Source organism: Brevibacillus sp. BC25 (genome assembly GCF_000282075.1).
Lineage (GTDB): Bacteria > Bacillota > Bacilli > Brevibacillales > Brevibacillaceae > Brevibacillus.
On record NZ_AKIX01000078.1, the window covers coordinates 45,559 to 72,201 of the forward strand.

Consider the following 26,643-nt stretch of genomic DNA (forward strand, 5'->3'; position numbering starts at 1 on the left):
GGTAAATGCTCTTTGTCCAGATACAGAAGCGTTTGCCTGATTTTATTTTGGATGTGTCCTTTTCCGTGCAGGAGGAAATTGTCGTGCTGTTCGGACCATCCGGCTCTGGCAAAACAACGATATTGAACAGTATTGCTGGTCTGATTCATCCTGATACTGGCGTGATCCAATTAAACGAGAACGTTTTTTATCGCGAAGGACAGAAGCCGCTTCCCGTACAAAAACGCAACATCGGGTATTTATTTCAAGATTATGCGTTGTTCCCTCACATGACGGTCGAGCAAAATGTTCGATACGGCTTAAAAAAAGGACATGAGTTGAATTTGGCTCCATTGTTGTCCACGGTGGGAATCGATCATCTGCTGCAAAAATATCCTCACCAGTTATCCGGAGGACAAAAACAACGGGTGGCACTCGTACGTGCACTTGCTACGGAACCAGACATCCTGCTCCTTGATGAGCCTTTATCGGCGCTCGACGCAGATACGCGTATTCAATGTCAGGATGAGTTGCTTCGCCTTCAAGCCATGTGGAACATCCCGTTTCTGCTGGTCACCCATGATCGTGAAGAGGCCGAGAAGCTCGCAGATGTCATTTTCCTGATCGATAACGGCACAATCAAAGAACGGAAAAATGAAAAAAGCCATTCAGCAACGTCCATTTCCCGATAATGGGATGGCATTGCTGGATGGCTTTTTACTTATCGAGCTGTGATTGGTTCAATTTTCACATCGTTTTGCTTTGCCCATTTATGTACTTCGCCAAGGAATTGCAGTATGTCATGGCTCTCGTGATGAACACAAAGGGTATCGGCCGCCAAGTCAATGTGCTCGCCATTGACGGTCATTACTCTTTGTTTTAAAACGAGCTGACGTGTCTGTTCCATGCGTTCTTCCTTGCTGATCAGCACGCTTCCTTCCAACTCACGCGGGGCCAATCGACCATTCGGCAAATAAGCCCGCTCTGCAAACACTTCCTCTGCCACCTGAAGCCCGTGTTCCAAGCCTGCCTCTACAAGCTTGCTGCCAGACAGTGCATAGAGGACCAGTTCTTCATCAATATCCGCAATGGCTTGGACAACCGCTTCGGCGAGCTCTGGGCGTTCAGCCGCTTCGTTATACAGCGCGCCATGCAATTTCACATGGTGCAGCTCCCCGCCGAGTGCTTTTGTCGTCCCAGCCAAGGCAGCAATTTGATACAGCACCAGCTCATACACTTCATTAACAGACAAGTTCATCGAGCGACGTCCGAAGCCTTGAATATCTGCATAACCGGGATGTGCCCCGATTTTCACATCATGCTTGAGTGCAGCTTCGATTGTTCTGCAAATAATATGGGGATCCCCTGCATGCAATCCGCAAGCAATATTAACGGAGGTGATCCATTTCATAATCCCCAAATCCTCTGATTGTCGGCCTCTGCTGAAGCCCTCTGCCATATCGCAGTTAATATCCAGATGAATCATGTATGCTCACCCTTCTTTCACTAATCTATCTCTTGAAAACGCATTCATTCGCGTGGCTTCTCGTTTTCTTCCACTTTAGCATACCATGTACGCCAGTTTAACAAAAGCAAAAAAGCTGCCGAAAAATGGCAGCTTCTGACAAACTTATGTCGAACCAACGGTTGCTTGGCTGCTTTCTTCTGTCTGTAAGGTCTCTGCTAGTGCCATTACCTGGTTCTTCTCTTGTTTATAATCGTATTCCTTTGCCTTATCCGGTCTGGCATTGTTGTATTCTACCGGGATCTCATGGCGATGGGAACGTTCAATTTTCGTTACGAAGTGCAGCTTTTCCATAATGCGAATCGTTTCATCCAACAAATTTGCATCCACATACATCGAAACGTAATTTAAGCGTTTGGAGATGTAATGAATGGTGCCAAATTTGCGTAAATTTTTGGCGGCACGCGTGTTTTTCACCCACACGGCGACCCCCAGCCGTCGCTCTCTCATGTTTTGCCGTCGGTCTCCTTCCCAATCGTGGTATACTTATTGGTGAAAGCTTACTATAGAAAGGAATCGTGGTCTATGCTGGCTACGTTTTATCATCAATTCGAGGAAGCGCTTCACCACGAAAAAATCGTGACCCATAGTAGTTGGCGAACATATGCAGGCCAGCTCTTTTTCTATGTATGCAGTACGCTCTCTGCTCCTTTGCTGACAAAGCAGCTCATGAAAACAGGAGAGCGCCTGACCACTGATACCAAATTAAAGCCAGAATGCATTTACGTGCGTTCTGATGACATGCAGCATGTGTACCGCTTTCGCTTTCGCGTACCTGACGAAAAGCAATTTTGCTGTGGCAATCTTTGTGAAGACTGCTTTCTGCTGCGCCAAAATGAATCGGGAACAGCGTAAATTACGATGGCTTTTTCACACTGCAGCCGCAGCTTCCGCCTGTCCCGCAACCACTACCCTGCGCCTCTAAGAATGGATTGTTGCTCGGCACCTTGATCGTTTCCGATACGGAATGAGCAATGGTTCTACTCACCTGATACAAGAGCTCATCCAGAGCATCCTCTGCTCGTTTGAATGCCTGTACGGAATCCCTCAGTTCAATGGTGCGCTTCAGTTCCCGTACTTCTTTGGATATATGATTGTAATCCGGGTGATACTTCCCGAACCGTTGCACATCTTCGTACTGTTCCTTCTTAGCCTCGAACACGACGAGCAGACGTTGCACTTCCTCATCTGCTTCCATTTGGCGTTTGGCCTCCAGATACCCCGAGACCTCGCGCGATTGGTTAATCATCGTGGACAGCTCATGAGACTCCATGATCAACTGTGACATATCCACAGCTTCCAATGTTTCCATAAAGCGAGACCTCCTTTCGCCGTAAAGCTTGAAAACTTTACGTCATTCCTGATTGTATCATGATGCACACCCTTAGTACAGATATTCAGGCACTACAATGCGCACTCGCTCAATGGTGTCGAGACGGTAACACTGTTTGCTGCTCTGTCCTGCAATCGTAACCATCCAATACCCCATTTCCAGGCGTACTTCTGTCGGTAGCCCTCGCAGCTTTTCTTTTCCGCTTTGCTGGATCTCGACTTCCAGCTTCAGTTCTATTGCACGCTTAAACAAATGCCGCATGGACTGTGGATGATACGATTGGAAATGCTTCGTCCACATTTTGGGTAGTGCTGCGATTTGCTCATTTTGCTCAGGGAACGTGTTTTCTATAGCATAACCATCCCAAGGCCGTTCGATGAGAAGCAAGCCTTTATTCCCGTCTTGACTGTTTTGGTGCGGCTGGAGCTCTTTGCTTGCACTAGCAACATGTGACAGCACTTGCGGCTCATAACCGAAGTGACGAAGTAAACGGATCAGTTCTTTTTCCTGCGAGTATGGAATCAAAAACGCAGTCGGCGATATCACTTGGGTAAGAAATGGGTGAAAGTCAGGAATTTCGTGCCATTCCTCCAGAAATCCAGCATGAGCTGTCCGAACGAGGAAATACGGCTCCATTTGAATCTGCCTTGCTGTTCTGGCCCATTGGCTCACTACCTCAATCAAGCCCTCAGGCAACGGATGAACACAGGAGACACGGAGCTTTTCGATGACTTGTTCCTCCGTCCCTCCTTGAGACAAATACGTTTGCAACAGCCTTGCTTGCAATTCACCCCGAATCAATTGCCCGTCAAATTGGAGCTGGCAAAACCGGCTGATCTCCCATACATCCAGCAATGGGACAAGCGGAGGAATTGTAATGGCACCTGTGGGGTCCACAAACCAGCCTTCCTCCGACGATAATCGCGGCAAGCTGCTCCAACGCCAAAAAATCCCTCGCTCCTCGTCCATCCCGAGCTGAATCCATCCCAAGCCTAACAGCAAATGCAGCCATTGCTCCACAATGATCTCCTCTGCATTGTCGGGCAAAGGGAATCCTGCTTCTTTTAGCATGCGCAATTGCTCATGGATGGAACACCACTGCTCGACAGGAACCTGTCTCATCAATTGAATGAAAAATTCCCACCAGTCACCATGCGGCAAAAATTGTTCCATCACGAGTTGGTACATCTCTTCCCAACGTACGAGCGGCGGTTGATGCAGCCATTGCTTCGTTCGTTTGAGATCGAGTACGAGTTCTCGCTCTTCCCTACGCACCAAGCTTAGTCTGAGCGCAATATCAAGGACAACGGTCAAGGATAAGCCCTCTCTTTGTTCCTGATCGAGCGGCGGAATCACGATTCCTTTTACATGCTCGTCTGTAAACGAGAGCAGCGGCAGCATTTTTTGCGACATCCTGCGATGAATGCTTCCTTTTTGCGTAATGGGAATTTGGTTGTCTCGAATAAACAGTAGAAGCCCAAAAAGATCCAGCTGTATCCCTCTGCCTGCTGATATATAATAAGGGAGCGTTTTTGAAAGAGAAACAAAAGCCTGAGAGGCTTCCGGCAGCATTTGATTCGTCAACTGCTCTCGAACCTCTTGTGGCATCAAATAGCCGATCTCACTCCACATTTTCCGTACAGTCAAGATCAGTCCAAGCCGTCGCAATTTCGTCAAGCCGACTGACAGATGTCTGTGCTCTTTTGCCGTTTCACGTTCCCAAGTTCGTTTGCTAAAAAAGCCTCTCGTCGCTTTCGTTACGAAAAGCCGGATAACGGTTCGTTCCAGCTCATCTGCCTGTTCCCATACTTGCCCAATAAAAACGGGATCCAATAATCTAGCTGTTAAATCATGCTCTTCGGCAATCTGATATCGTTTGGTCTGTTCATGTAGAATCGCTTGTCGCGTTGATTCGGACAGGTATTCCAGCGAATCCTTCACACGCACGCCTGTCACCTCAGTCTATATGATGTTCGATTCATTACTTTTACCTATTGGAGGGATCTTGATGTTGCATGTATTTCCTAGCTTACTCTTAACAGCAACCTTGGCAGTAACAGGTACACAAGTTTTGTCACCTCAACATCCTACCGTATCTGAGCCTGTCGCGAAAGAGGCTGTACAAGCAGATGCTGCTTACGAGGCCGTTGCTGCTCCCTATCCGCCGGCTGTGCAGGAAGCTTTGAAGAAAGTTCGAAAAAATGGCGGACACACCATTGTTCGTGCCAATGGAAAATCCTATGTAGTCGTGGGTGCAGGACAGCGCCCTACAGGAGGATATCGTTTAGTGGCGGACCAAGTCAAGCGGACAGGCCCTCATGGCTTTGCCGTACACGTTCGGGTACAAGCACCAGCACCTGGTTCGATGAAAACGCAAGTCATCAGCTATCCGACGTTAGTGATTGCCCTGCCAGATCAGCAAGCAAAAGTCAGTGTGCATATGCGCTAGTCTATCCATAAAAAAAGCCGACAGTTCGAAAGCCACAAGGCGTATCGAAGTCGGCTTTTTTCCTTTTCCCAACAGTTACCCTTGCTTATCAGGGCTTTACCTCAATGGAAAAGCTCTCTGCAACACCATACGACTCGTGGTTATTATGGGCCAATTCCACCTTGACCTCATGCTTCCCAGCCGGGATATCCTTCATGACATAGCTAGGCTCAAATACTTTGGCGATCTTTTTGCCGTCGAGGTACAGATGAACATGACCTTCCCCGTGCTTGTTTTCTTTCCCCATGTTTTCGAGGGAAAAAGAGAAGTTCGTAACGGCCAATTTGAGCTGCAAATCATCTTTCTCAAGGGTATGCGTCACAGCGAGTGTCGGCGCTGCATGTTGAGCGTGCGACTCGTCTGCTACCACTTCGGTTTGCGCTTGTTGGTTCGCGTACACAAACCATTCCACACCAGCCGCAATGGCAATCAATAGAAACAAGCGGAAAAGAAATCGTTTGGTTTTCACCGGAGCTGCTCCCTTCCAAAATGAGTCTTACCCCAGTGTGCCCGACTCCTGATTGGTTCATTCATCCATTTTTGCCTGATGATCTAACCAGCTATCCATACATACTCAGCTTTCCAATAGGTAAGAGTAACCACAAGATGATTTGGGGAGGTCAGTGACTGCGTATGAATGCATGGAATGAAACTCTTTCAATTTTTGCTTTAGGAGGAGTATATGAAATCGGCAAAAACATGTACGGGATTCAATGCGGGGATGAAATTGTCCTCATCGATTGTGGCGCGAAGTTCCCGGATGAGAGTTATTTAGGAATCGATCTGATCATACCGGACATTAGTTATCTGCTGGAAAATCAGGAAAAAGTCCGAGCCTTGATTGTCACGCATGGGCATGAGGATCACATCGGGGGCATTCCCTATTTTTTAAGACAATTAAACGTCCCTGTTTACGGTACCCGTTTAACGTTAGGTCTTATCGAATTAAAGCTGAAGGAGCATGATTTGCTTCATCAGTCCACCCTCATCTCCATCGATCGTCACTCTACCATTTCATTAGGCTCGCTCACGATCAGCTTTTTTCAAACGAACCATAGTATTCCTGATTGCTTGGGTGTCGTGTTTGAGACAAAAGCAGGCTCTATAGTGCATACGGGCGATTTTAAATTTGATTTAACGCCGGTGCATAAGCAATCCCCCGATTTGCACAGAATGGCTGAAATCGGGCAGAAAGGTGTATTGGCCTTGTTGTCGGAGAGTACCAATGCGGAGCGCCCAGGCTTTACTCCATCAGAAAAGAACGTGGGTGATCGTTTGTTAGAAGCATTCAGTAAGGCACAGCAGAAAATATTTGTCTCGACGTTTGCTTCCAATGTATACCGCCTGCAACAAGTCATTGATGCCGTAGAAGCGACGAATCGAAAGCTAGCTTTGCTGGGCCGAAGTATGGTCAATGTGGTCAAAATCGCATCGGAACAAGGCTATTTACGTATCCCAGAAGACATACTGGTTGAAATCGAGGAAGTGAGCGAGCTCGATCCAGCCCGTGTCGCTGTTCTATGCACGGGAAGCCAAGGCGAACCGATGGCAGCCTTATCCCGGTTGTCGACCTCCGGGTATCGGCACGTGAAAGTAGAACGCGGCGATACCGTCATCCTCTCTTCTTCCCCGATTCCAGGGAACGAACGGAATGTGGCGCGAATCGTCGACAACTTGTTTATTATGGGTGCCAACGTTATTTATGGCTCTGGGACTGGCTTGCATGTGTCCGGTCATGGCTTCCAAGAAGAGTTGAAGCTCATGCTCACTCTCATGAAGCCACAATACTTTATCCCCATTCACGGGGAGTATCGGATGCTCCATCAGCATCGTCTGTTGGCTGAATCCGTCGGCGTTGATTTCGAGTCCACTTTCATTGTAAATAACGGAGATGTCGTGGATATTCAGGATGGTGTAGCTGTGCAGGAAAGAAAAATCCCTGCCGGAAATACCTTGGTGGATGGTTTAGGAATCGGTGATGTAGGGAATGGAATATTACGGGATCGCAAACATCTTTCGGAAGATGGTATTCTCGTGATCGTTGTGACACGCAGTAAAACCGACGGCAAGATTTTGTCGGGTCCCGACCTTATTTCTCGCGGATTCATTCATGCCCCCGAATCTGAGGGCCTGTTGGAAGAAGCGACTCGCATTGCATCCGAGGTGATCACCAATTTGCAGGAAGCGAATGTGAGTCAGTGGAACCGCTTGAAGCAAGGAATGCGGGAATCGATTGGGAAATTCGTATATGCCAAAACAAAGCGCAGACCCATGATCCTGCCGATTATTATGGATGTATGAGGAAAAGGCCTTCTTTCTGGAGGGCTTTTCTAGCATGATATTTTCAATCTTGGGGTGATTTGAAATGGTGAAAATGGTTAGACTTTTTACGTGCCTTCTTGCAATCTTTTTTATTTTCTTTGCTTCGGTTCCAGTGTCCTATGCATCATTTGAGAAGAATCCTTTGCAGTTTGAGTTTACGGAATTAACTCTCGAAACAAACCATAATGGAAGTCTCTACGCGTCAGGTTATGTGCGTTGGGGAAATGTCAGTCCCTATAAATTATTAGATCTTCATGGAAAACTTGATCTGTATAATAGCAAAGGGGAAAAAATAAACATAGATTCTGAAATAGATTACTTTTACAGCACGTTCATGGATCCAGGTGATAACGAGTTAGGTACTACAGAGCTTGTTATCTTTAATCTTGTTCCTTCTGTCACAAAGGCATCAGATATAGCTGGTGCTTACATTAAGCCAACGTATACATTTACATTAGGAAAAAAAGCTGAACTTAGCGCAAACCTCATTACGGAGACACTAACTTATGGGATGTCAGAGGACAAACTTGTCGCTCATGCCCTCATTCTTAATCAGGGAGAGGCTACAGCCACAAATTTTAAATATGCTGGCCTTTCATTCACAGACACAAACGGAATGATTCACATCTATCCCGAAACTAGCCACGCTACTATCAATTCGTCTTTACGGTTAGAACCGGGCAAATTTGTAAGACTATCCTTTGAAGTACCGATAGATTTTATAGATTCTAAATTCAAAAACTATAATGATATTAAAAAAATTAGCATATCCTATACACACGATAATTCTGCCCCGTATAAAGACGACTCACCAGTGAGTGTAACCGTAAATAATAAAAAGCTTGTGCAACAAACCTTTGTTGAAAATGATGTCACTTATGTTTCCCTTCGCGAGTTAGCCGACGTTCTTGGTGCTACTATCCAGTGGAATGATCTAACCCAAACGGCAACGCTCATACAGAGAGACAAAATCATGGAATATGATAGGCAAATAGTCATTCCGGTTGGAAGTGATCGCTTCATTAATGATGGTTTCGAGACTACTGTGTCGGGAAAAGCGAAGCTGTACAATAACACCATTCTGGTCGTTCCGGTACGAGATGTTGCGAATATGCTGGATTGCAATGTTGTTTTTGAACATAAATGGGGTCAGAAAACCATCATTGTCATTCCGTATAATCTTATCGATGAGTAGAGAAAAGCCTTCTTTCCTGAAGGCTTTTCTAGCATGATATTTTCAATCTTGGGGTGATTTGAAATGGTGAAAATCGTTAGACTTTTCACGTGCCTTCTTGCAATCTTTTTTATTTTCTTTGCTTCGGTTCCAGTGTCCTTGGCATCATTTGAGAAGAATCCTTTGCAGTTTGAATTGACGGAATTAAAGTTCGCAACAAGACAAGATGGAAGTCACTACGCAACAGGTTACATGCGTTGGGGAAATGTCAGTCCCTATGAACTATTAGACCTTTCCGGAAAACTTGATCTATATAATAACAAAGGGGAGAAAATAAATATTGACTCCGATGTTGATTACTTTTCCTACCCAGTCATGCACCCAGGAGACAACGAGTTAGGTATTACAGAGCTCTTAACCTTTGATCTTGTTCCTTCTGTTACAAAGGCATCAGATTTAACCGATGCTTACTTAAAGCCAACGTATACATATACACTTGGCAAAAAAGCAGAACCCCGTCCATACATATACACAAAAATGACTGCTTATGAATTTACAGACACCCATTATATCGCGCATATGATCCTCGTAAATCGGGGAGAGGCAACAGCCGAGAAATTTATCTACTCCGGAGTCGAAGCAATAGACTATAGACAAGATGGATTATTCTATCCAGAGAATAGCCACCCTGTTATCAATGAGTCATTCAGGTTAGAGCCAGGACAATATGCAAGAACATCGTTTAAGATACCTATCAACTATTTAAAAACTAAGTATACTGACTTGTATCAAGTAAGAGCTGATATTCGCTTTAAATATAAGGCAACTGCTCCTTATCAAGAATCTGCCTTGAACGTGACCGCAAATAATCAAAAACTGTTGAATCAAACCTTTGCTGAAAACGATATCACCTATGTATCCCTTCGTGAACTAGTAGAAGCTCTCGATGGCACTATCCAATGGGACAATCCAACTCAGACTGCAACAATAATACGAGGCCCCTCCAACATAACCATACCCGTTGGTAGCAATAAATTTTTGCGTGATGGTATCGAATTCACTGCATCTGCAAATGCAAAACTTTACAATAATACGATTCTGGTTGTACCGTTGCGGGATGTCGCGGAATTGCTGAATTGCGATGTTTACTTCGATCATAAATGGGGACAGAAGTCCATTATCGTCATACCAGTACCATTACTAACTTGAACCCCACAGCTAAATTAGAAAAAAGAGAGCCCACCAGCTCTCTTTTTTCCCTCTCAAAATATCTTCTTCGCATCCCGCTCTTCCTTCAAAATCTCTACAGCCTCGCGGAAACGCATAGAGTGAACGACTTCCCGCTCTCGCAAAAACTTCAAGCTGTCCTGCAAATCAACATCATCGGTCATGTCAATCAGCCATTGATACGTCGCGCGGGCTTTTTCTTCAGCTGCGATGTCCTCATACAAATCCGCGATCGGATCGCCCTTGGCAGCAATATAGGCTGCCGTCCATGGCACACCGCTGGCATTGTTGTAAAAGAGCGCCCGATCATGATTGGCGTAATGGTCACCCAGTCCCGCTTCCTTCAACTCTTCGACAGTCGCGTCTTTGGTCAGCTTATACACCATCGTGGCAATCATTTCGAGATGCGCAAACTCTTCCGTAGCGATATCCGTTAATAATCCGACCACTTTATTCGGGATCGTATACCGCTGGTTCATATAACGCAGAGCGGCAGCCAGCTCTCCATCCGCCCCTCCATATTGCTCAATCAAGTACTTCGCCATTCTCACATCGCACTTACTAACACGAACCGGATACTGCAGTTTTTTCTCATAGATCCACATCGGTTTCGTTATCCCTCTCTTCTAAACTTGCCAAGGCCATGGATCATCATTCCACTGCCACGGATAGCCTGAATAGCTACGGCCAAGATTTTGCAAAGGTCCGTACAATTTCTCATATTCGTTCGCCAAAACCCAGCGTTGCTCCGTTAAATCATTAAACTGCTGAAGCGCATTCTGATCGGTGGGATGCGTATCTAAATAAAGACTGAGCTCTACCAGTACAAAGTCGATCGCTTGCAGCTGTTCAAGCAATGCGTAATATTGTTCATCGCCAAATCTATTTTCAGCTGTCATGAGTGCTCCCTCCCCAAATGACTCAGTCTGGGATCATAGGGGCTAAAAAGTGCCGGCCATAACGTACCTAATTTCAACGCTTCCATCGGGCTGTATTGTGGTAAGTTCTCCGGCTGAAATGTCATGAACAGCTGAGGGGGCACCTGGTACGTCTTCACCCGAATCGGCGGACAAGGATCATAAGGACCTACATACGGATAGTAGTCGCGTGTTTGCGAATGCAATGCCAATATCCTCCTCCAACTTGCATTGTCTATTCCTTCATGACTACACTATGCAGCCCACCCAGTAGGCGTGATTGATCCCCCAAAACGAAGAAACCGCCCTCCTCTGTAAAAGGAAAGCGGCTAACATCTACGATTCCACCTGTCCAGTCCATTTCGCCATGCCACCGTCCAGATTCGCAACATCTTTGTATCCATTTTCAAGCAAGAGGTTTCCGCTCTCCACTCCCATCCTTCCGGTATGACAGACGAAGACGACTTTCTTGTCTGTGGGTATACTCCTGTATTTCTCATTGATCTCTGCAAAAGGAATATTAATGGCATGGGGGACTCTCCCCTCTTCAAACAATTCAGGCTCGCGCAAATCCACAATCACCATCTCTTTTTCATCCGTCATCCATTGCGCCAACTGTTCTGAATCTATGATTTGCAATGTTTGTTTGGTATTCCAAAATACTAGCGCTACCATAGCGAGTACGACCATCAGAGCGCTCGTTATCCATATCTTTTTCATCCGATCCACCTTTTCGTATTTTATCTTGTCGCAGCCTTACCAAAATGCCATGAAGTCCGAAATACCGAGCAGGACAAACACGATTCCAGCCAATTTTTGCGTTACTGCCCCCCATTTCCTTGTGTTCTTCATGAGAGAAGGGCTATCACTGGCAACGGCAAGTAGCAGTAAAACGATGAGTAGCGGTAGCGCCGTGCCAAGTGCAAATACAGTGGGAATGATCGGGCCGAACGAGCTCGTGAACATCAAAGGCATCGTCAGTCCAAAAAAGAGCCAAAACATCGTCGGACAAAACCCGAGGGAAAAGGCAACGCCAAGCCAAAAGGATTGTGTCTTTCCCTCAAATCGCTCCGAAAAACGCTTGATTTTTTCTTCAAATGATTGCGTATGTAGAAATGGCAGTCGAATCCATCCGATTAAGAACAATCCAATCAAAATAAACATCGGTGCTAGTAATTTTCTCGCCCACTGAAACAAAGGAATCGCTTGTGTAGAGAGTTGTTCGCCGAACGCAAATACGATTGCTCCCAAAGCTGAATACACGACTGCTTTGCCAAGGATGAACATCCATACATGACTACGAAAGCCACCTTTGACGACGACATTCTTCCCGAACACTGTAAATGCAGCCACATTCCCTGATAACTGGCATGGTGCAAACGCCCCAACGATCCCGAGCAACAACGCTCCAATCAACGGTGCTTGTTCACCCATTCCGTAATACAAATCGGAAAAGGGCTTGCTGATCCATGCTCCATATTGATACAAGTACGAATACCAATCCATGCTTCTCCTCCGCGCGTGGCTTCCTTTTCTTTTATTTTACAAAAAGGTTGTGAGGAAACTATGAAGAAAAAAAGAAAGGCATGATTCGCCTCTCCTTTGCTTCATCCCGTCACTTGCAAGCGTCCTATCATGCCGCTTTCTTTGTGTCCAGGGATCGTACAATAAAATTCATAGGTTCCTTCCTCCAATGCCTTCCATACTGTTTCAACAGACTCTCCCGGTTTGGCGTGCAAATGAACCACGCCCTCAGCCTTTGCTCCATGCTGATGTTCCGTGCTTGATTCTGAAATCGTTACAATTTTTCCATGGGACACAACCTCGATATCGTGCTCTACATTGCCATCATTTTGAAAGACCACTTTGATCTCCGTATTTTTTTTCACGGTAAATTGGTTCGGTTTATAGGAAAAGTCGACGGCTGTGAGGTTGATTTCTATCGCGCGATCGCCTGCATAAAGAGCCGGAGATGGAAACGGTAATGATTGAAACCAGAAGAAGACGGCAAGCAGCAACACAGCTGGAGCGGCAGGATGATGAAAAATGGAGGACCACTTCGTTTCTTTTTTATTAAAATCAATCAGCTTGGCTACTAGCAGCATACATACGGTATAGAGCATGACGAAAACAAACAGGAGAGGCTCTACTTTTTCACTAGGGACCATCTCTCCCAGCATGGCGCCCATCATCCCGCCCATGACGCCTGATAAGATTCCTTCTACAATACTCAGGATCGACAATGGAACTCCTAGCAGAAAACCAGACAGTCCACCTGCCAGCATTCCCCACATGGTGGATACATAAAGGTCTCCCCTGTAAACATCGCCGAGGATCAACCCTCCGATCAAGCCAATCATCATACTGACGGACATCGTGCTCATCATGCCTTGCATATGATCGATTCCCTGCTTTCGTCGCCATATAAACCAAGTGAAGCAAACGTAAGCGAAACCGACGTAGATCAGGACCTGATACACCGCGCTCAAGATACCACCCCCGAGTATATTTCCCTCATTGTAAAGTATGTCCTACGCCAACAAAATAGGACAAAACGAACAAGAAAACCCTCTGACTGCTGTCGAGAGGGCTCACACATTTACTAGTTTGCATGCCTGTTGGCAGCCTTTGCGCTCTCATATTCCCCCGGGTGATGGATACATGAAACATAGTGGTCGGATGAGATTCGCTCTAGCATAGGCACCATATTCCGGCAGTGGTCAACCTGATGGGGGCAGCGGACAAGAAAAGGACACCCTCTTTGGATTCCTTCATTCTGCACTTCCCCATCGACTATCAGCTCTTGCCTGTGTTTGAGAAAATGATTAAGATCAGATACCACCGCTACGAGTGCGCGTGTGTAAGGGTGAGAGGGATGATACAGAATCTCATGGGTCGGTCCGATCTCGACGATATTCCCTTGATACATAACAGCTATCCGATCACACATGTAGGCAGCCGTCGACAGGTCATGGGTAATAAACAGCATCGTCAGACCCATTTCGTTCTTCAATGATTTTAATAGCTGCAAAACGCCCATTCTGACCGACACATCCAACATGGAGGTCGGCTCATCAGCCGCAACGAACTTTGGTTTTAAAATGAGCGCTCGAGCGATTGCAATTCTTTGCCGCTGTCCCCCGCTTAGCTGATGCGGATATCGCTGCAAATAGCTTTCGGCAGGTCTCAGCTCAATATGATTGAGAATTTGAAGTACTTGCTCCCTCTTCTCTTCAAAGGTACTCGCTTTTTGATGGGCATGGAGCGGTTCCATTAAGATTTCAAGAATAGTCATTCCCGGATTCAATGAATCGTACGGGTCTTGAAATATCATTTGCATCTCTTGCCGAATTCCCCTCACTGCCCGTTCCCCTAATCGACACAAGTCTTGCCCATCAAAAAGAATTTGACCGGATGATTCTTTTGTAAGCCGCATAATCATTCGAGCAGTCGTTGTTTTCCCGCACCCGCTCTCCCCGATGATCCCGAGAATTTCCCCCTTTTTAATAGAGAAATTCACATTGTTTACTGCATAGACCGTCGTCTTTTTGCTGCGAAAAAACGCTCCCTGCTTCTTTTCAAAGCGTTTGACCAGATTTTGCACCGTCACCAAATCATCGTTGGATTGCGACTTTTTTGTGATTGCCATGTCTTACCCTCCTACAAAACAGGATACAAAATGCCCTTCATGCACTTCTCTTATTGGAGGTGACTCTACCTTGCATTTGTCTTGCACATGCTGGCATCTCGTATGAAATCTGCACCCTTTTGGCGGGTTTATGAGCAGCGGCACTGTCCCCGGAATCGAACGGCATTCTTTCTCGGGGTCATTAATATCGGGAGTGGCAGCGAGCAAACCTTGTGAGTACGGGTGTCTTGGGTTCGTAATCAATTGTTCCGTTGTCCCACATTCCACAATCTTGCCCGCATACATAATGGCAATCCTTTCACAGATGGCTGTCACCATCGGCAGGTCGTGAGAGATAAGAATAATAGACAAGTCCATAGATCGTTGCAGATCTTTCAAAATCGCGATGACTTGTGCTTGGGTCAAAACATCCAGCCCGGTCGTCGATTCATCTGAGATGACGACCTGCGGATTACAGGCTAGCGCCATCGCTATGGCTACACGCTGTTTCATTCCTCCGCTGAATTCATGTGGGTACGACTTGCGCCTTTGCTTGGGAATCCCGACCATTTCTAATAGCTGCTCTGTTCGTCGAATCGCTTCGTCCATCGTTATTTTTTCGTGTAACAAAATCGCTTCCATAATTTGTTCCCCGACCGTAAATACAGGATTTAAGGCATTCATCGCGCTTTGGGGAATAACAGAAATTGATTTCCAGCGAAGCTTCTCAATCTGCTCTGCCGGCGCCTGCAACAAGTCGACTTCGCCCAGCATGGCTTTCCCGCTCATGACCTTCCCCGGGTATTCGAGCAATCGCAGAATGGACTGAATCACGGTGGACTTCCCGCAGCCAGACTCTCCGATCAGCCCGAGCATTTCCCCCTTTTCCAGGTGAAAGCTGACATCCTCAACCGCTTCTACTACACCATTTGCCGTAAAAAAGTGAGTGTGCAAATTTTCGACGACGAGAACTTTATTCATGGCTAGTCACCCTTTCCGCAGCCGAGGATTAAAGATTTGTTCCAGCGAGTAGCCAGCAAAAGCAAACCCGATAACCAGCGCTGTAATTAATACACCTGGTGGCAAGATCCACCATAGCCATGCATCCGTCAGGAAAGCACTTCTGGCCTGTGCATAATACAGGGTCGTTCCCCAGCTTTTATTCAATGGGTCGCCCAGCCCTAGAAAACTGAGGGAAGCCTCCAACAGGATGGCATTGCTTGCCGCCATAATGAATTGCGATAAAGCGATCGGTACGACACCCGGCAAAATATGACGGAACATCACGGTAGGAACGCTGCTGCCAATTGAGCGCGCGGCCTCCACGAACCCTTTCGTTTTTATCGTAAGGACCTGTGAGCGAACCACCCTAGCAGGAGATGCCCAGGTCAATACGGTAATGACGAAAATGAGATTCCAAAAGCTCGGACCGATAAACGCGGCGAGCAAAATCATCAAAGGCAGAAAAGGCACAACGAGTACCAAATCTACCAGTCTCATTAAAGCAGAATCGATTTTTCCCCCGAAGTAACCGGCAACGATCCCCACAAGAGAACCGAGCAAGATCGAAAACAACGCAGCTAAAATACCGATCGTCAACGAAATGCGCGAACCGTATAGGAGCTCGCTAAAGATGTCTTGTCCAACATCATTGGTTCCAAGTACATAATCTCCGCCTGGCGGAAGAAATGGCGCGGCTACACGTTCGTCCGGGTCAAAAGGTGCTAGGAGCGGTGCCGCTAGCGCAACAATTACAAATAGAAGAAGGATGATGGTACCAATCGCCCCGAGTCGGCTAGATTGAAAAATGGTCCAGTACTGCAGCCATTTGCCTTTATCCATTGTTCCTTCCCACCTTTGGATCGAGAATCGGGTATAAGATGTCTGCTAGGAAGTTGGCGATGACTACGCTCAGTGTAATGATAAGAAAAGCAGCTTGTATCACTGGATAGTCCCTGCTTAAGACGGCCTCAAACATCAGCCTGCCGATGCCTGGGTAGGCAAACACGGTTTCAATCACCGTTGCCCCTCCAAAAATATTACCGAGACTGAGCATAAAAACCGTAGCGACCGGGAGTAACGCATTCCGCATCGCATGACGGTATTTGATCATTTTTTCTTTTACACCTTTGGCTCTGGCCATCATAATGTAGTCCTCGCCCAGCACGTTCAGCATCGAATAGCGCATCGTCATATAGGTTGTCGTAACGGTGATTAATACGAGTGTCACCAGAGGTAAAACGAGATGATGGGCAATGTCGGTAACACGATCTAAGCCAGTCAGATTGCTCCATGCCGTCTGCGCCCCAAAGATGGGAAACAGCCCCCATTGTGCGGCAAAAATCGCTACCAGAATCATGCCCAGCCAGAAGGACGGCATCGCGCTTAAAAACATAAAAATCGTCAAGAGACTAACATCGCTTCTTTTCCCCCACTTCCAGGCAGATATCGTCCCAAAAATAACGCCTAACAAGGTAGAAATCACTAAGTTCATTCCAGTTAACAGCAGCGTCCACGGCAACCGCTCCGAAATCAACTCCGTTATTGGCATCTTTTGTTGGTAGGAATAGCCAAAATCCATCGTCGCCATATTCCCCAAATAGATGACGTATTGCTCCAAGAGTGATTTATTCAATCCGTGTGCCTCTAATATGGCCTCCTTCTCTTCCGTCGTCATGAGCATGATGTCTTCTCCCGCTATATACGCGAGGGGACTGCCTGGCATCAAACGAGGGAGAAGGAAGTTCAATGTCAGCATAATAAAAATAACGAAAATATATTGAGTGACCTTGCCTGTTAGAAATCGGGTCATGAGTACACCTCTTCTTTCGATAATCAACAGGAACAAATGGTTCCCCCGCAATAACCTTGAGGAGCATTACTGAGGGGAAGCTGTCAACATGCTTACCGTTCGCTCTTCGTTTTTCTTCTGCTGAGCAAATACCATCCACCCGCCACGACGACGATAATGATGAGAATGGTCACGATCGAGGTCGTGCCTTTTCCCGTATTCGCATTCGCCTGTTCTTGTGTGGATGCAGATGTAGCACTTTCTGTAGCAGCGGCAGGCGTTGTGCTTGCAGGTGTTGCTGCTGGCTGTTCCGTTGTCACAGCGGCTTTTTCGCCATTGGAAACAAAAGAGAGCTTGTTGATGATGCCTTTCCCATCCTGGAATACCCACCTGTCGTATTTAGCGGGATTGTACGCACTAATTTCCTCTGCATAGTACAAGGGGACGATTGGATAATCTTTGGCTACCTGCTCTTGCATCTGATTGATAATCTGTTGGCGTTTTTCCGGTTCCAATGTGGCCTCGAGCTGCTCAGCCAGCTTGTCAAACTCTGCACTTTTGAATCCGCCAATATTGGTTCCCCCTTTGCCAGCTAGATCGGAGTGGAACAAATCAATTAGTCTGGCAGGGAACAGCTGCATTGTAGTCGACCAGCCAAACATCGTCATGTCATAATTCCGGCCCTTGGTGACATCATATTCGGGCCAGACAAGACTAATCACGGTATCGGGGTCCATCGGTCGAACTTTCATATCAATCCCGATCGTTTTCATCCATCCGGCAATGATCTCGGCAGAGCGTATGCTAGAAGGGTTATTTGATTGGACCAGATTGACGAGTTCGAGTTTTTTGCCATCTGGTGCCTCTCGCAGACCGTCATTGTCCGTGTCTTTATAGCCTGCTTGTTCAAGAATGGATTTGGCTTGTTCAACATCGGTCTTATGTACGACTGCCTTGTTGTAAGAAGAAGTAGCTGGATGAATAAAGCCTGGACTTCCTTTTGTGCCAAAACCGAGCAAAACCGTATCTACCAAGTATTGCGGGTCGATAGCAAGACTAATCGCTTGACGAAATTTTTGATCGGACATCGGGAACTTTTCAGCGTTGAATTGGAGAAACGTTGTAGCAAAACCGGGGCCTCTTTCTACTTGAATAGATGGATTGCTTTCAAACTCTTTGACGAGTTCTGGCTGGACTCTGCGACTGATGACATCCAGTTGCCCTGCCGTGAGTGCTGTAAACATGGCATTAGCTTCTGCGATGATGGGGATGACTAACGTATCGATTTCCGGTTTTCCTTTAAAGTACTGCGGGTTCGCTTTCAGCTTATAAAATTGATCCTTTTTGTAATCCTCTAAAATGAAAGGACCGCTCCCCAAAGAATTGTTGAAGTTATCAGGATCCGTCACAGAGCTCCAAATATGTTTCGGGAGAATCGGCAAATCAGCGAGAGGTTGAATGAAGAAATCTGGCTCAGGCTTATCAAGCTCCATGATTACGGTGGTTGGGTCGGGTGTTTGAATGCTTTTCACGAGTGCAGCTGGGGTTGTAAACCGGGATTTTTTATATTTCAACAAGTATTCGTAGGTGAACTTCACATCCTCTGAGGTCAAAGGCTTTCCGTCCTGCCACAAGATTTGGTCATGCAAGATCATTTTGTATTGCTTGCCGTCGTCAGATACCGTGAATTCTTTGACCAGCCAAGGAATGGGGTTGTTGCTTTTATCGAGGATAAATAGTGGGTCGTAAAGTAGATTGACCAGCTCGAGTCCAGGAAAACCGGTATTGTATGTGTACAGATTCAAGGAGCGTTCATCCTGTGTGATCCCAAGCTTCACCTCCCTGTGATTCTCGGCACCAGCCGGAATAGCGAACAACGTGGAAAACAGAGCGATGAGCAGCCATATGATATCGATTCGATTATGCTTCATCCGACATCTCTCTCCTATTAGTTGATCAGTTCTTTCAAATGGAAGTTCCCATCACGTTTATATGCTTCTGCTAAGGCAAAATGACCATGTGTTGCCAAACCGTGATAGACGTGAATGGCTTGATCGAGTACCTTGTGCACTGCTCTTCCCTTTTCGTAGTCAGAGGGCAACGCGAAAAACCCAGGGACAATAGCCTCCATTGCCTTCGCATCTACCGCTTCTTCAAAATGTCGGCCACTGAACTCCATTTGACTGTGCAAGACATCCATCGCTCGATTTTTCTGTTCCCACACAGACGAAATATCAACGACACAGTTGGGATGATGCGGAGTCATGTAATAGATCGCCGGGATCGGGTGTGCTTCCAAGCCAGGCATTTCATCTAAAGCAAACTCCCGGCTTGCCAATGCGATACTTTCTAAGATTAAAATCATGGCCTGTCTACGGTCTGGGTCCAAGTCGTGAAAGGAATGTTCCGGGTCCTGCGTAATGATAATATCTGGCTTCACTTCCCGGATAATCTGTACAAGCTTTTTCTTGGACTCCGGATTGACATCTACATAACCGGATTGAAAGCCGGGAAAATACATCTGAACCCCCAATACCGCTGCCGCCTCTGTAACCTGCGGGCGTGATTTTTCGCTAGACAGCATGATCGAGGCGTACGATTCCCCTCCATTGTTCACGTTAATGGCAAGAGCACCGCCACACTCCACCACTTCCATGCCATACACACCTAACAGCAACATTTTCTTGCCCATTTTTTCATCTCCCTTGCATCCTGTTTGATTGATATTTTCTGTATTGTTAAAATATTCTGACTTAAAAATACTATACCCCACTAACCTATATTTCGCAATAATAAAAAAAGCTTCATTTCTGAAGCTTTTTATTTCATCAGCTTATTCATCGTGGTTAACAACTCGTCAATAACTGCGCTGTCCCCTTCTTGGATGCGTTCAATCACACAGGATTTCATATGTCCTTCCAAAAGGATACGTCCCACTGAATTTAAGGCAGATTGTACCGCAGCAATTTGATTCAAGACATCATCACAATAAGTATCCTTCTCCACCATGCCTTTAATCCCGCGAATCTGTCCCTCAATCCGATTGAGACGCGCCTGCAAGTTTTGCTTGGTTTTTTCTGAATGATTACTGTTTCGATCAGATGTATGACACGACTGTACAACGTTCAATTCTGCACTTGACAATGAGATTCCTCCTCTAATCATCCTAGCAAATATACGATTCGATTATAATCCAAATTTTCAAAATGAAGCAAGTTCCATATTCACATATCTGTCAGGAAGACAGCCCCAATTCTTTTCGGACATTTTCCAATCCATATCGCTCGACAAACTTGAAAAACTTCTCCCTCTTTTTCCCTTGCGTCTGATACAACGTAATGATGCTTTGGACGATGGAGGATAATTGTTCTTCCTTCACCTGCTCGACCAGAAGCTCGGCTGTTTTGGCCTCCATTGTTTTCGATTGGCCTCCGACGTAGATTTCAAAAGTTTCTCTTCTTTTGACGATCCCGATATCTTTTACCAACGGCTCTCCACAGGCATTTGGGCAACCCGTATAACCGACTCTCATTGTAAAAGGAACAGCCATCCCTGCGATCGTATCATTCAAATTTCTCGCGGCCTCTAGCCCTTCAATCTCTGCTCCTTTGCAAAAAGAACAGACAGACAAATTCTTCACAACAGAGCCGGTTTCGTACACGCACAAGCCTTTTTCACGCAGCGCTTTTTTCGCATCCTCAGCCTTCTCTTCATTCATCTCTACAATAAGCTGCTGAAAGGTCGAAAGTTCAATTTGTGCATCCTCGCCAACGATTTGACCGATCGCCACCATATCTGTTGGAGTAAAGACAGAACCGCCGACACGAATTTCTGGACTTACAGCAAACTGTACACGCTTCAAAAGACATTCCTCCTGCACTATTTGAATTTGTAATTTTCGGTCAACCTCAAGCTACAAGAAAGACTGCAATTCTACAATCACAGCCTTTCCCGCAACCTTTACTTAAACGACATCGTATCCTTGATCTTCAATGGTCTCTTTCACATTGTCCAGCGAAACAACGGATTCATCAAAAGTCACGCTTACCTGATTGTCAGCAAGGCTTACCGTGGCTTTGCTAACCCCGTCTAGTTTTTGAAGTGCACCTTCTATGGAGATAACGCAGTGATTGCAGGACATTCCTTGTACGTTCAAAGTGACATTCATTTTACATCCTCCTTTGTTTTTGAGAAGCTTTACTTGATTACATTTTACGATACCCCTGTAGGGTATTCAATACCCAATTTTACATTTTCCTGCTGTGTACATACAAAAAAGCTCCCCATCTATAAAAGACAGGGAGTTTTCCTTACGCTTCTTGGCTGAGATGATTTCTGATGGGAGCAAAAAACACGTGCTCCACCTCATTCGCGGATAATGGGCGACTATAATAGTACCCTTGAATTTCCTTGCAATGATTTTCTGTCAAAATATCTAACTGATCCTTCGTTTCAATACCCTCTGCAATCACATCCAATTTCAGATGCTTCGCCATCGAAATAATGGTGGCCACAATGGCTTTATCGTTATCATTTCGAGACAGGTCTGTTATGAAGGAGCGGTCAATCTTTAATTTGTGGATCGGGAACTTTTTCAAGTAGCTCAATGAGCTGTAACCGGTTCCAAAATCATCCAGACTGATTCTCGTTCCGATTTTATTTAACTCATGCAGGATACTGATCGAGACGGCCGGGTCCATCATCATGCTCTCCGTGATTTCCAGTTCCAAAAAGTGTGGGGCAAGCTTGGTTTCCTCGAGAATATTTTTGATGTACTGGACGAGGTTCCGTTGGTGAAATTGATGGGAGGACAAGTTGACGGAGACGGGGATCAACGGCCCCCCTTCATCATGCCAATACTTCATTTGCCTGCACGCTTCGCGAAGCACCCATGTACCGATCTCATAGATCAACCCTGTCTCTTCAGCAATAGGGATAAACACTCCTGGTGAAAGCATCCCTTTGGTCGGATGATTCCACCTAACGAGCGCCTCCACTCCGATCATGCGATTACTTTCCGCATGAAATTGAGGTTGGTAATACACTACCAACTCGTTACGTTCAATTGCTTTTCTGAGATCACTTTCTATTTCAATATTTTCTAGCAATTGGACATCAAAATCGGGAGTATAGAACAGGTGACCATTTTTCCCCTGTTTTTTCACCTCGTACATCGCCGTATCCGCTTTTTTGAGCAGCGCGACAGCATCCGTTCCGTGGTCTGGGAATATCGCCGTTCCAATACTTGCTGATATGTAAAATTCACTGTCTTTTAGCGAGAATGGCTGTTTCAATGCTTCAATGATCTTATCCGCTAAACTCGCCGCTTCCCTGCGGTCCGCTCCTGTTTCGCAGAGGATGGTAAATTCATCTCCACCCATCCGGGCAATTGTTGCGTGGTACCCTTCCGCACTCTTTACGATTCTGTCGCTGACTCCCTGCAAAAAGATATCGCCGTAGGAGTGTCCCAAGGAATCATTGATCATTTTGAACCGATCGATGTCGATAACCATGACGGCAAAGCTCGATGAATCTTGGCTACTTTTTTCAATGGATTGATGAAGGACTTGATTAAACTTTCTTCGGTTCGGTAAGTCGGTCAACTCATCGTGATAAGCCAAATATCTGATTTTTTCTTTCACGCGATTCTCTTCGGTAATATCCTTTACAATGATGTGATTCCCCACCACTTCTCCTTCAATCTCAACCGGGACATTGAGTACACTCAGCTCTACGCGATTTCCGTTCGGATGAAGGATGGTCGTCTCAAAATTATTACGAATGGGCTGAAACGACTGGGTAAAAGAATCTTTGGTGGTGTCCCTTTTTTCCTCAACAATATGCATGCCAATTTTGGATACATGTTGATTGATGAATTCTTCCTCACTCAGACCACCAATCTTCGTGACAGCTGGGTTCATTTTGATAATACATCCACCTGTATCTAAGGAAATAATACCGTATTCATTATTTTTATAAAGGGAACGATACCAGCTTTCATTTTCCTGAATAACCGTATCTTTTTGTGAGAGTCGTTTGTTAATAAACAAGCCAAACAATGTAATGCCGATCAGTAAAAAGGTGGCCAAGACTATGATATAGGCCAAGGTCTCCGGCTCGATCTGCGTTTCCATCTCGGTTGTCGGCAGTTCCGTTACGTAGAAATGCGCTGCAACCATCCCGGTGTAATGCATACCCGCTATTGCAGCTCCCATAATGAGTGAACTGCCCAATTTGTATAAATACGCGTATTTCGACTGATCACGGCGAAAGTAAAACAAGAGCCAAAGTGCCGCTGCCGAAGCAGTCGCTGCGATGATAATAGATAAAATGACGATCCACATATTGTATGTAATTTCGATAATCATCGCGGCCATTCCAACGTAGTGCATCCCAGATATTCCAGCGGCCATAAGAATTCCCGCGATACCTAACTGTCTTGCATTGAGATTGCTTTTCGTGACGGTAAACAAGGCTATGCTTGAGACAAAAATGGCAAGAATGACAGATAGGATGACATACTCCATGTCATACAGAACCTTAATAGGGAGGGTAAGTGCCAGCATTCCGACAAAATGCATGGACCATATTCCAAGCCCCATCGTTGTGGCACCAAAAATTAACCAGAGTAGCTGATGCTTCCCCTTACTTTTACTCACTCTGGCTGCCAGGTTGAGAGCAGAAAAAGAAGCTGCAACCGCGATTAAATAAGATAGTATCACAAGGAAATTGTCGTACGTCCCATGTATCTGGTGATCCAAGCTCCTTCACCGCTTTCCTTTTGTTAATCTGGATGGTCTCACTTAAACCATGCTGCCTGATTCACCATAACGATTTACCTGCAAGTAGGAATCGATTTCTTTCGTGGGCAGCGGTTTACTGTAGAAGTACCCTTGGACTTCATTACACATTTGTTCCTTTAGAAAATCAACATGTTCTTGTGTTTCTACACCCTCTGCAATAACAGCAATTTTCATGTTGTGTGCCATATCGATAATCGTTTTAATAATTGCTTGATTCCGTGGATTCAAATTCCGGACAAAGGATTGGTCGATTTTGAGCCGATCGATCGGAAATTGACTTAGATAGCTCAAAGAACTGTAGCCCGTCCCGAAATCATCGATACTGATGCTAATCCCAAGACCTTTCAAGCGATTCAAAATCCGAATCGTATAGTCTACATTTAGTGCCATGCTTTCCGTGATTTCCAGCTCCAAGCATTGCGGAGATAAGCCGGTTTCTTCAAGGATCGAGGTAATCATCTCAATGAGATTGTTTTGCATAAATTGACGTAAGGATATATTCACCGCAACCGCTAGCTGTGTAAAGCCTGCTTCCTGCCATACTTTTGTCTGTTGGCAAGCCGTTCGCATTACCCATTCCCCAAGCGGTACGATTAAGCCTGTTTCTTCTGCGATCGGGATAAATTGAATAGGTGGGATGAGGCCAAGGTCTGGATGTTCCCAACGAATCAACGCCTCCATGCCAATAATCTGGCCTGTCTGCAATTGAATCTTCGGTTGGTAGTGCAGCGTAAATTGTTTCTCATCCAAAGCTTTTCGCAGCTCTCTTTCAAGCTGTAGCTTTTTGGCTAAAACCTGATGTAGCTCCTCCGAGAAAAATTGATAATTATTTTTCCCTTGCTCTTTTGCCAAATACATGGCTGCGTCTGCATGCTTCAACAGCGCTTCAATATCGTCTCCATCATCCGGAAACATGCTGATGCCAATACTTGGTGTGATAAAGATTTCGATATGGTCCAACGTAATCGATTCGGACATGCTCGTGATGATTCGCTGCGCAATTTCACCAACCTCTTTGTGTGTGACACCTTTGAGAAAGATGGCGAACTCATCACCGCCTAGCCGAGAAACAGAATCTTCTTTTCGCAAACAACCGATGAGACGATTTGCTACTGCTTGTAAAAGGACATCCCCTATGGAGTGACCCAACGTATCATTTATGTTTTTGAATCGATCCAAATCAATGAACATGACGCCAATTTTCTCATCTTTTTGCTTTGCTTTGAGCATTGCCTCTACCAGTTTTTCATGAAAAAGCGTTCGATTAGGCAGGTTGGTTAAGGCATCGTAATGGGCCATGTAGCGAATCGTTTCTTCGGCCTTTTTTCTCTCGGTGATGTCAATCATGGAGCCTACCATTTCCACGATTTCTCCGTTTTCCTCAATAGGTGACAACGTAATGTAATAATCATTTCCGGATAGTTTCAGTTCGAAGGTAACGGGCTCGCCAGCAAAAGCTCTGCGAAAATAGATTTCCATTTGCTCCGCTACCTCATAAGGAAAGATTTCATACGACGTTTTTCTCAACATCCTCTCAGACGTTAGCCCGAGCTCTTCCGCAATTTTCCCTTCACATAAGGTATAGGTGATGTTCCCTTTCGGATCTGTCACGATCTTGAACACACAGTTTTGCAAGTTTTGAACCGTCCGGCGAAAATCGTTTTGCAATGCTTCTGCCAAAGCTGTCTCTGCTTCAATGCGGTCGGTAATATCCGTACGGATCGAAACATATTGATACGGAACTCCCCGGTCGTCTAGAAATGGAACGATGGTCGTATTCATCCAATACTCATTGCCGTTTTTGGCGCGATTCTTCACTTCGCCCTTCCAGACACGTCCTTGCTTGATCGTTTCCCACATCAATTTAAAAAACGACTTGGAATGATAGCGAGAGTTAATGACACGATGTGTATTTCCAACCAATTCATCCATTTCGTATCTGGAGATTTCACAAAACTTGTCATTTACATAAGTAATGACGCCTTTGTCGTCTGTAATCGCTACAATCGAAGATTCATCAAGTGCATTTTTGATATCGTGCAAGTCCTTCATTGTCTTTGAAAGAGACTCCTCCATATGCTTTCGTTTCGTGATGTCGGTCCCGATTGCCACGTACTGATAAAGGAATCCACTGTCGTTCATGAACGGTACTAACGTCATACTAAGCCAATATTCCGTACCGTCCTTTGCCCGATTTTTCATCTCGCCTTTCCATACTTTTCCTCGGCTGATGGTATCCCATAGCGATTTAAAATAGTCTCGCGGATGGAAACCGGAATCGACGATGTTATGGTTCTCTCCGATTAATTCCTCTCTACTAAACTTGGATACTTGACAGAAGTTATGATTGACGTAGGTGATGATTCCTTTTTCATCTGTTATCGAAATAACTGATGACTCTTCCAATGCAGATAATGCATACTTTACATCTCTGATTTGATTAAACACATGGCACC

Annotated in this window: 28 protein-coding genes; 6 read left to right on the forward strand and 22 right to left on the reverse strand. The window is 45.6% G+C overall.

Features of this window, described 5'->3' with window-relative positions; translation table 11 throughout:
- Positions 1-5: 5 nt before the first annotated feature.
- On the forward strand, positions 6-671 hold the full coding sequence (locus tag PMI05_RS20430) for an ABC transporter ATP-binding protein (RefSeq protein WP_007725780.1): 666 nt from the start codon (positions 6-8) through the stop codon (positions 669-671).
- 29 nt (positions 672-700) lie between these two features.
- On the opposite strand, the gene PMI05_RS20435 is transcribed toward PMI05_RS20430, so the two are convergent.
- Positions 701-1,465: a LamB/YcsF family protein gene (locus PMI05_RS20435; RefSeq protein ID WP_007725781.1), complete on the reverse strand. Its 765-nt coding sequence runs from the start codon at positions 1,463-1,465 to the stop codon at positions 701-703.
- A 144-nt stretch (positions 1,466-1,609) separates the two neighbouring features.
- Complete coding sequence (locus PMI05_RS20440; protein WP_007725782.1) at positions 1,610-1,954, reverse strand: YlbG family protein; 345 nt, start codon at positions 1,952-1,954, stop codon at positions 1,610-1,612.
- Positions 1,955-2,029: 75 nt separating this feature from the next.
- On the opposite strand from PMI05_RS20440, the gene PMI05_RS20445 reads away from it, so the two are divergent.
- Positions 2,030-2,359 (forward strand): hypothetical protein, encoded by a 330-nt coding sequence (locus PMI05_RS20445; protein WP_007725783.1) that lies wholly within the window; start codon positions 2,030-2,032, stop codon positions 2,357-2,359.
- A gap of 1 nt (position 2,360) precedes the next feature.
- Here PMI05_RS20445 and PMI05_RS20450 read toward each other — a convergent pair whose 3' ends face one another.
- On the reverse strand, positions 2,361-2,816 hold the full coding sequence (locus tag PMI05_RS20450; RefSeq protein WP_007725784.1) for a YlbF family regulator: 456 nt from the start codon (positions 2,814-2,816) through the stop codon (positions 2,361-2,363).
- Between the two features lie 72 nt (positions 2,817-2,888).
- The gene (locus PMI05_RS20455; protein WP_007725786.1) at positions 2,889-4,784 is read right to left on the reverse strand and encodes a hypothetical protein; all 1,896 of its coding nucleotides are present in this window, start codon (positions 4,782-4,784) and stop codon (positions 2,889-2,891) included.
- Between the two features lie 61 nt (positions 4,785-4,845).
- On the opposite strand from PMI05_RS20455, the gene PMI05_RS20460 reads away from it, so the two are divergent.
- Positions 4,846-5,286 carry a protease complex subunit PrcB family protein gene (locus PMI05_RS20460; RefSeq protein ID WP_007725788.1) on the forward strand — a complete coding sequence of 147 codons (441 nt, stop codon included), beginning with the start codon at positions 4,846-4,848 and terminating at the stop codon, positions 5,284-5,286.
- Positions 5,287-5,374: 88 nt separating this feature from the next.
- Here PMI05_RS20460 and PMI05_RS20465 read toward each other — a convergent pair whose 3' ends face one another.
- Positions 5,375-5,794 (reverse strand): hypothetical protein, encoded by a 420-nt coding sequence (locus tag PMI05_RS20465; RefSeq protein ID WP_007725790.1) that lies wholly within the window; start codon positions 5,792-5,794, stop codon positions 5,375-5,377.
- Positions 5,795-5,958: 164 nt separating this feature from the next.
- Between PMI05_RS20465 and PMI05_RS20470 the strand changes: the two genes are divergently transcribed.
- The 3 genes from PMI05_RS20470 to PMI05_RS20480 all read left to right on the forward strand — a co-directional run bounded on the left by PMI05_RS20470 (position 5,959) and on the right by PMI05_RS20480 (position 10,030).
- Entirely contained in the window at positions 5,959-7,626 is a 1,668-nt protein-coding gene (locus PMI05_RS20470; protein ID WP_007725792.1) for a ribonuclease J, read from the forward strand.
- Positions 7,627-7,690: 64 nt separating this feature from the next.
- Positions 7,691-8,842: a copper amine oxidase N-terminal domain-containing protein gene (locus tag PMI05_RS20475; RefSeq protein ID WP_007725794.1), complete on the forward strand. Its 1,152-nt coding sequence runs from the start codon at positions 7,691-7,693 to the stop codon at positions 8,840-8,842.
- 63 nt (positions 8,843-8,905) lie between these two features.
- Positions 8,906-10,030 (forward strand): copper amine oxidase N-terminal domain-containing protein, encoded by a 1,125-nt coding sequence (locus PMI05_RS20480; RefSeq protein WP_007725796.1) that lies wholly within the window; start codon positions 8,906-8,908, stop codon positions 10,028-10,030.
- Between the two features lie 53 nt (positions 10,031-10,083).
- Here the strand turns inward: PMI05_RS20480 and PMI05_RS20485 are convergent, their stop codons facing one another.
- The 17 genes from PMI05_RS20485 to PMI05_RS20565 all read right to left on the reverse strand — a co-directional run bounded on the left by PMI05_RS20485 (position 10,084) and on the right by PMI05_RS20565 (position 26,635).
- Complete coding sequence (locus tag PMI05_RS20485; protein ID WP_007725798.1) at positions 10,084-10,653, reverse strand: manganese catalase family protein; 570 nt, start codon at positions 10,651-10,653, stop codon at positions 10,084-10,086.
- 21 nt (positions 10,654-10,674) lie between these two features.
- Positions 10,675-10,947 (reverse strand): spore coat protein CotJB, encoded by a 273-nt coding sequence (locus PMI05_RS20490; RefSeq protein WP_007725800.1) that lies wholly within the window; start codon positions 10,945-10,947, stop codon positions 10,675-10,677.
- Positions 10,944-11,171, reverse strand: a complete 228-nt coding sequence (locus tag PMI05_RS20495; RefSeq protein ID WP_007725805.1) for a spore coat associated protein CotJA — start codon at positions 11,169-11,171, stop codon at positions 10,944-10,946. Before PMI05_RS20495 ends, PMI05_RS20490 begins: the two co-directional genes overlap by 4 nt.
- 130 nt (positions 11,172-11,301) lie before the next feature.
- Positions 11,302-11,685, reverse strand: a complete 384-nt coding sequence (locus tag PMI05_RS20500; protein WP_007725807.1) for a rhodanese-like domain-containing protein — start codon at positions 11,683-11,685, stop codon at positions 11,302-11,304.
- Between the two features lie 36 nt (positions 11,686-11,721).
- Positions 11,722-12,471, reverse strand: a complete 750-nt coding sequence (locus PMI05_RS20505; protein WP_007725809.1) for a cytochrome c biogenesis CcdA family protein — start codon at positions 12,469-12,471, stop codon at positions 11,722-11,724.
- Positions 12,472-12,572: 101 nt separating this feature from the next.
- Complete coding sequence (locus PMI05_RS20510; RefSeq protein ID WP_039961090.1) at positions 12,573-13,445, reverse strand: cupredoxin domain-containing protein; 873 nt, start codon at positions 13,443-13,445, stop codon at positions 12,573-12,575.
- Positions 13,446-13,567: 122 nt separating this feature from the next.
- Complete coding sequence (locus tag PMI05_RS20515; RefSeq protein ID WP_007725815.1) at positions 13,568-14,614, reverse strand: ABC transporter ATP-binding protein; 1,047 nt, start codon at positions 14,612-14,614, stop codon at positions 13,568-13,570.
- Positions 14,615-14,617: 3 nt separating this feature from the next.
- On the reverse strand, positions 14,618-15,574 hold the full coding sequence (locus tag PMI05_RS20520; protein WP_007725817.1) for an ABC transporter ATP-binding protein: 957 nt from the start codon (positions 15,572-15,574) through the stop codon (positions 14,618-14,620).
- 6 nt (positions 15,575-15,580) lie between these two features.
- Positions 15,581-16,435, reverse strand: a complete 855-nt coding sequence (locus PMI05_RS20525) for an ABC transporter permease (protein WP_007725818.1) — start codon at positions 16,433-16,435, stop codon at positions 15,581-15,583.
- Positions 16,428-17,405: an ABC transporter permease gene (locus tag PMI05_RS20530; protein ID WP_007725819.1), complete on the reverse strand. Its 978-nt coding sequence runs from the start codon at positions 17,403-17,405 to the stop codon at positions 16,428-16,430. Before PMI05_RS20530 ends, PMI05_RS20525 begins: the two co-directional genes overlap by 8 nt.
- Positions 17,406-17,497: 92 nt before the next feature.
- Positions 17,498-19,315: an ABC transporter substrate-binding protein gene (locus tag PMI05_RS20535; protein ID WP_007725820.1), complete on the reverse strand. Its 1,818-nt coding sequence runs from the start codon at positions 19,313-19,315 to the stop codon at positions 17,498-17,500.
- Positions 19,316-19,332: 17 nt separating this feature from the next.
- Positions 19,333-20,076 carry a PIG-L deacetylase family protein gene (locus tag PMI05_RS20540; protein WP_007725821.1) on the reverse strand — a complete coding sequence of 248 codons (744 nt, stop codon included), beginning with the start codon at positions 20,074-20,076 and terminating at the stop codon, positions 19,333-19,335.
- Positions 20,077-20,204: 128 nt separating this feature from the next.
- Positions 20,205-20,528 carry a metal-sensitive transcriptional regulator gene (locus tag PMI05_RS20545; RefSeq protein WP_007725822.1) on the reverse strand — a complete coding sequence of 108 codons (324 nt, stop codon included), beginning with the start codon at positions 20,526-20,528 and terminating at the stop codon, positions 20,205-20,207.
- 91 nt (positions 20,529-20,619) lie between these two features.
- A complete protein-coding gene (locus tag PMI05_RS20550) occupies positions 20,620-21,246 on the reverse strand; it encodes an NAD(P)H-nitrite reductase (protein ID WP_007725823.1) in 627 nt (208 codons plus the stop codon).
- A gap of 102 nt (positions 21,247-21,348) precedes the next feature.
- Complete coding sequence (gene copZ / locus PMI05_RS20555) at positions 21,349-21,552, reverse strand: copper chaperone CopZ (protein WP_007725825.1); 204 nt, start codon at positions 21,550-21,552, stop codon at positions 21,349-21,351.
- 142 nt (positions 21,553-21,694) lie between these two features.
- The gene (locus PMI05_RS20560) at positions 21,695-24,145 is read right to left on the reverse strand and encodes a bifunctional diguanylate cyclase/phosphodiesterase (RefSeq protein ID WP_007725828.1); all 2,451 of its coding nucleotides are present in this window, start codon (positions 24,143-24,145) and stop codon (positions 21,695-21,697) included.
- A 42-nt stretch (positions 24,146-24,187) separates the two neighbouring features.
- A complete protein-coding gene (locus PMI05_RS20565) occupies positions 24,188-26,635 on the reverse strand; it encodes an EAL domain-containing protein (RefSeq protein WP_007725830.1) in 2,448 nt (815 codons plus the stop codon).
- Positions 26,636-26,643: the final 8 nt, after the last annotated feature.